The organism is ANME-2 cluster archaeon (assembly GCA_014237145.1).
Lineage (GTDB): Archaea > Halobacteriota > Methanosarcinia > Methanosarcinales > Methanocomedenaceae > Methanocomedens_A.
The window spans coordinates 1-5,688 of the sequence record JAAXOC010000019.1 but is presented as its reverse complement, the minus strand read 5'-3'; the positions used below and the strand labels follow the sequence as shown (position 1 = coordinate 5,688).

Genomic DNA, 5,688 nt, shown 5'->3' with positions numbered 1-5,688 from the left:
GGTGAATACGTTTTTGTTGTTGCCTGTGATATGCCTTTCCTTAAAGCCGATGTGGTGGAATTCTTGTTCAAAAGCGCTAAGGGACATGATGGGGCACTGCCTGTAAGTGATGATGGAATATATGAACCCCTGCATGCGGTATATTGTACCGGACCTATGCTGGCCGGGACCAAAAAGGCTATCGAACAGGGTGAAAGGTTCATTCTGGCGCCGATCTTTGATCTGGAAGATATGGTGCTTATAGAAATGGATAAGATCAGGGAGTTGGATCTGGACCTGGAACTCAAGACATTTTTAAACGTAAATACACTTGAAGATATTGAAAAATATACTATTTGAGGGAAGACCAGCTAAACTTTGCATCCGCACTCCTTTTCCCTGAGAATCCTTATCTGCTCTTCATAAGGAACTACAAAAATGCTCTGTACACCCTCGCCGGTTGCAAGTACCGGATCAAGTGGTGTATGATGATTGTAACCTCTTGCCTTCATCTCCCGGACAAGTTCCTCATGCCTCAAATACAGGGCTTTTAGCCTCCCCCTCCATCTTGTGATCTCAGGATGGTTGGCATATGCTTTCTTGCCATTGGTGATGACAGACCACACAGCATGTAGTTCCCTGTGCTCACCAAGCAACTGGTTCCGGCAAAATCTCTCAGGTGGGACGTCCCAGATTCTTATGATCAACACGTCCATCAAATTTCTTGATAAAGAAAATATAGGTCATATATTACATAAAGTTTATTATTTATTATGTAATAAATTTTAAATAGTAACTAGATAACTTAATTTTAAATGTCTATCAGCTTCGGAAAATAATAAAAAGTCTCTATATCTTTCCCATAACATTAAATACAAAGTAATTATAAACTGTTAACATAACTTAATCAAATTGAAATCGTAATATTTGCTGATATAGTAAAGGGTTTAGGAAATAATTCAATAAATGGAAGTGGTCAAAAATGAAAGATTCCAGGGGAAGACAAATCTTAATTGGTGATCGCGTAAAAGTTCTCTGGAACTTTGACAATAAGGTTCATGTGGGAGACATTATCAAAATTGGTCAGAAACATGTAGAAGTAGACATCACACTGCGTAGAATATCCATATATGACCACACAAAAATAACCAAACTTCGCTAAACCAAAATATACCACTGATAATTGTTCTCGCGATTCCTAATAATATATATAGAGTAAATTATACATTTTTATATGAGTTTCACAATTTCATATAACTGATATTGTGATCAAGAACTACAATGCAGTTCCATATTTTCTTATTCACTCAGTAGTCCATCTGTGATAAATGGTTGTTTTGGTGTTATTTACCAAAGTATTTATCAGGTTTGTTACCAATAGCAATTATTATACATGTCTGAGAAATTCTTTAATGTAATCACAAATATGCTAAAGGAGCGCCAGCTTTCCATAAGTAGCATATCCAGGGAACTGAAATCAGAAGGATATGACCAGCACAGGTTGATCATTACAGGATACCTCAGGGCGTTATATGACACTGGTTACCTTGTAGAACAAGAAATTCCCCCTTCAAAGGTATATTCATATAATCGCAAGGGGCAGGAAACAGACATCTACCGGATACTGGAAAATAGTTTAAAAGATGTGGATCCAGGGTACAGGTACCCAGTTGCAGTATACATATTAACAAGCCTGTTGAACCGGCCGTGTTTCAGATATGAACTAAGCCTTGTCGGGATTACGCCAAAAACCAGCTCCTTTGTAAGGGAATCCAGGAATGAGAGGCTCAAGGAGTTCAGGGAGGACATAAGCAGGTTTGATGTCCCTGAAGGTGACAAAGCATATGAGATGAACGGACATGATGCAGGTGTGATCTTGCACAGCTCTGATGTCATCAATGGCATTATGAAAAACCTGCTGGACCTGACAGGACTCAAATCCAGGTACCAACAGAGTACATTAAAATATGATCAATAATTCTGCAATAATACTGGCTGGCGGCCGGGGTAAGCGGCTCGGGTATAAGGAGAAAGCCCTGATACCCATAAATGGTAAACCGATCATCGAGCATACCATCGAAGTCCTTGAAGGAGTGGTGGATGAGATTATTGTGTCAGTAAGGGATGACAGGCAAAAGCAACTCCTTGAAGAATGTACCACAGGTCGGATAATCGTAGTGGATAAATATGTTGATGTGGGGCCCCTTGCCGGCATCCTTGAAGGACTGAAGGCCGCTGGTGGTGAATACGTTTTTGTTGTTGCCTGTGATATGCCTTTCCTTAAAGCCGATGTGGTGGAATTCTTGTTCAAAAGCGCTAAGGGACATGATGGGGCACTGCCTGTAAGTGATGATGGAATATATGAACCCCTGCATGCGGTATATTGTACCGGACCTATGCTGGCCGGGACCAAAAAGGCTATCGAACAGGGTGAAAGGTTCATTCTGGCGCCGATCTTTGATCTGGAAGATATGGTGCTTATAGAAATGGATAAGATCAGGGAGTTGGATCTGGACCTGGAACTCAAGACATTTTTAAACGTAAATACACTTGAAGATATTGAAAAATATACTATTTGAGGGAAGACCAGCTAAACTTTGCATCCGCACTCCTTTTCCCTGAGAATCCTTATCTGCTCTTCATAAGGAACTACAAAAATGCTCTGTACACCCTCGCCGGTTGCAAGTACCGGATCAAGTGGTGTATGATGATTGTAACCTCTTGCCTTCATCTCCCGGACAAGTTCCTCATGCCTCAAATACAGGGCTTTTAGCCTCCCCCTCCATCTTGTGATCTCAGGATGGTTGGCATATGCTTTCTTGCCATTGGTGATGACAGACCACACAGCATGTAGTTCCCTGTGCTCACCAAGCAAGTGGTTCCGGCAAAATCTCTCAGGTGGGATGTCCCAGATTCTTATGATCAACACGTCCATCAAATTTCTTGATAAAGAACATATGTTATTATATTATTATGTTATTATCTGAAATGTTTTAACAAACCTTATACCCATCAAATCATATATACATCCATCCCACAAGGAGGTTCTGGAAATTAAAGAAGAGATCTGGATTGAAAAATATCGTCCACACACCCTGGAAGATGTGGTTGGACAGGACGAAATAGTAAAACGCCTCCAGTCATACGTAAAATCCCGCAATCTGCCACACTTGCTGTTTTCCGGCCCACCCGGCGTTGGCAAAACGGCTTCAGCCATCGCTGTTGCCAAGGAACTGTTCGGCGACACGTGGACAAATAACTTTACCGAACTAAACGCCAGTGATGAGCGCGGTATCGATGTAGTACGTAACAAGATCAAGAACTTTGCCCGCACAGCCCCACTGGGCGAAGCAGATTTCAAGATCATTTTCCTTGATGAGGCCGATGCACTTACCTCTGACGCCCAGAGCGCACTAAGGCGCACCATGGAGAAATACACCAGCAACTGCCGGTTCATTCTCTCGTGCAATTACTCATCAAAGATCATAGACCCAATCCAGTCCAGGTGTGCTGTATACAGGTTCGGGCCAATTTCACTTGAAGCCATCCAGCAGCGTATAGCCCATATCGCAGGGATAGAGGGACTTGAGGTCAACGACGAGGGCATGGAAGCAATAAAATACGTATCCATGGGTGATATGAGAAAAGCAATTAACGCCCTCCAGGCAGCTGGATTACTGGATAAGAAGATAGATATGGAAGCAATCTACCAGATCACTGCCACTGCCAGACCAGAGGAGATCGGCAGCCTCATAGATCTGGCACTGGGCGGGGACTTTATCGGTGCAAGGACCAAGCTGGACACTTTACTTATCAACCAGGGCTTATCTGGCGAGGATATTATTGTCCAGATACACAGGACCATGTTCGACAAGAGCATCCCTGATATCCTGAAAGTAAAATTGATGGATCGTATCGGCGAGATAGATTTCAGGCTGACAGAAGGTGCCAATGAACGGATACAGTTAGAGGCACTGCTTGCTTATTTTGTCCTGGCCGGGAAAGGAAATGACAGTTAGCGCCACAATTGCTGCTCTTATTTCCTGGATTCCGGACTGGGCAGCCACTATTATTATTTCCATGCTTCCGGTGGCAGAACTCAGGGGTGCCATACCACTTGCACTTGCCCCGGCCGAGGTTGGCGGTTACGGTATGGCTGTCCCTGAAGCGTACTTCCTGGCCGTGATCGGTAATATGATACCTGTTATCCCGCTTTTATTATTCCTTGGGCCGGTATCGGATTTCCTGCGACGCTGGAAAATTTGGGATCTATTTTTCAACTGGTTGTTCACCCGCACTCACCACAAGCACAATGCAAGGTTTGAGAAATATGGTACACTGGCACTTACTTTATTCGTGGCAGTGCCGCTGCCTGTCACCGGAGCCTGGACGGGATGCGCTGCTGCATTCGTGTTCGGTATTGAATTCAGGCATGCCCTGCTTGCGATATTCACGGGCGTACTGATAGCCGGGATTGTGGTGACTGCACTCACTCTGGCAGGGATCGGGATATTTGAATTGTTCTGAGGTAATAGTAATAAATTTAAAGTGGGTGTATAAAATAGTGGGTGTAAAAATACATGGATGTAGAAATACATACTATTGACATAAATTGAACAAGGGGTTTCAATGATCAACTCAGACTGGGAAGGACCGTGGGTCACGGCAGACCATGCTTTTAACATTGTGCGCCAGGGGATTGAAGGGGGTGACCGGCTTTTTACGAATATCAGTGCTTATGACGATTACCTGGCATACGTTGTTAATAAGAAGAACTATGAACCCGGAAACACCCTTGCATTGATTGCCCCGTTCCTGATAGCCTTCGGCCTGGATAATGATTTCCTTGTGAAAAAGGCAAAGGATAATGCAAATTTCATTGCCGGTTCCATTAAGGCAATAGAGCTGCTAAGACGCAGCTATACAGTAAATATCATCAGTACCAGTTACCACCAGTATGTACATTATACGGCCTACCTGGCAGGCGTACCTGAAGAAAATACATACTGTACGTGGTTTCCCATTGATGAATATGCCAGTGAGATGTCAGGTACCGATAAGGACCTAGTCAGGGAAATGGCCCGGACCATTATATCTATGCCGCCCATGGATATTGATACGAATGCCGGAGAGGATGTGCTTGATGACAATACTGTTCGGTCTATCAGGCAGATGGATTGCTTTTTTTGGGACATACTCCCTTCCACTGGTTTTTGTAGTGTGCTTGAAGAGATAAAACCGATAGGTGGCACCAGTAAATATGAGGCATTGATAAGTGCTCTTGATAAGGAAGGACAGGATCTTAAGCAATCAGCCACCATAGGCGACAGCATCACTGACTGGAAAATGCTGGATCTTACCAGGGATGCCGGAGGACTGGCTTTATCATTCAACGGCAATGAGTATGCAGTATCCAACTGTAATGTGGCTGTGATGTCAGGAAACTGCATGGTTACGGCACTGCTTGTGGAGGTGTTCGAACGGGACGGGCTCGGGGCGGTTGAAGCACTGGTTTCTGATTGGGGCTGGCCTTCTATTAAGGAACTTTACCAGCAGGGGAAGGTTGATAGTGCTATCTATAATGCATTCAGGCATGCATTTACGGGTTCGGATTTTCCTCATGCGGTTTGGGTAACAGAGGATAATCAGGATAAGACTGTTGAGGTAAGTAAACGCTACCGCAGGTCAGTTAGGGGTACGCAGATCGGG

General features: G+C 43.9%; 8 protein-coding genes. 6 read left to right on the top strand and 2 right to left on the bottom strand.

Annotated elements, in window-relative coordinates; all coding sequences use genetic code 11:
• Positions 1–339 (top strand): NTP transferase domain-containing protein (locus HF974_03150; protein ID MBC2697335.1); only part of this gene is annotated, 339 nt, incomplete at its 5' end.
• 11 nt (positions 340–350) lie between these two features.
• Here the strand turns inward: HF974_03150 and HF974_03145 are convergent.
• Positions 351–680, bottom strand: coding sequence for a pyrimidine dimer DNA glycosylase (locus HF974_03145; GenBank protein ID MBC2697334.1), 330 nt, complete (start codon positions 678–680; stop codon positions 351–353).
• A gap of 692 nt (positions 681–1,372) precedes the next feature.
• Here HF974_03145 and HF974_03140 point away from each other — a divergent pair.
• Both HF974_03140 and HF974_03135 read left to right on the top strand, forming a co-directional pair.
• Complete coding sequence (locus HF974_03140) at positions 1,373–1,957, top strand: hypothetical protein (GenBank protein MBC2697333.1); 585 nt, start codon at positions 1,373–1,375, stop codon at positions 1,955–1,957.
• A complete protein-coding gene (locus HF974_03135) occupies positions 1,947–2,558 on the top strand; it encodes a molybdenum cofactor guanylyltransferase (GenBank protein ID MBC2697332.1) in 612 nt (203 codons plus the stop codon). Before HF974_03140 ends, HF974_03135 begins: the two co-directional genes overlap by 11 nt.
• A gap of 11 nt (positions 2,559–2,569) precedes the next feature.
• On the opposite strand, the gene HF974_03130 is transcribed toward HF974_03135, so the two are convergent.
• Positions 2,570–2,899: a pyrimidine dimer DNA glycosylase gene (locus HF974_03130; GenBank protein ID MBC2697331.1), complete on the bottom strand. Its 330-nt coding sequence runs from the start codon at positions 2,897–2,899 to the stop codon at positions 2,570–2,572.
• Between the two features lie 133 nt (positions 2,900–3,032).
• Between HF974_03130 and HF974_03125 the strand changes: the two genes are divergently transcribed.
• From HF974_03125 to HF974_03115, 3 genes are all read left to right on the top strand, one after another.
• The gene (locus tag HF974_03125) at positions 3,033–3,998 is read left to right on the top strand and encodes a replication factor C small subunit (GenBank protein ID MBC2697330.1); all 966 of its coding nucleotides are present in this window, start codon (positions 3,033–3,035) and stop codon (positions 3,996–3,998) included.
• Positions 3,988–4,506: a small multi-drug export protein gene (locus tag HF974_03120; protein ID MBC2697329.1), complete on the top strand. Its 519-nt coding sequence runs from the start codon at positions 3,988–3,990 to the stop codon at positions 4,504–4,506. Before HF974_03125 ends, HF974_03120 begins: the two co-directional genes overlap by 11 nt.
• Before the next feature lie 102 nt (positions 4,507–4,608).
• Positions 4,609–5,688, top strand: a 1,080-nt coding sequence (locus tag HF974_03115; protein MBC2697328.1) for a hypothetical protein, incomplete at its 3' end; no start/stop codon positions are given.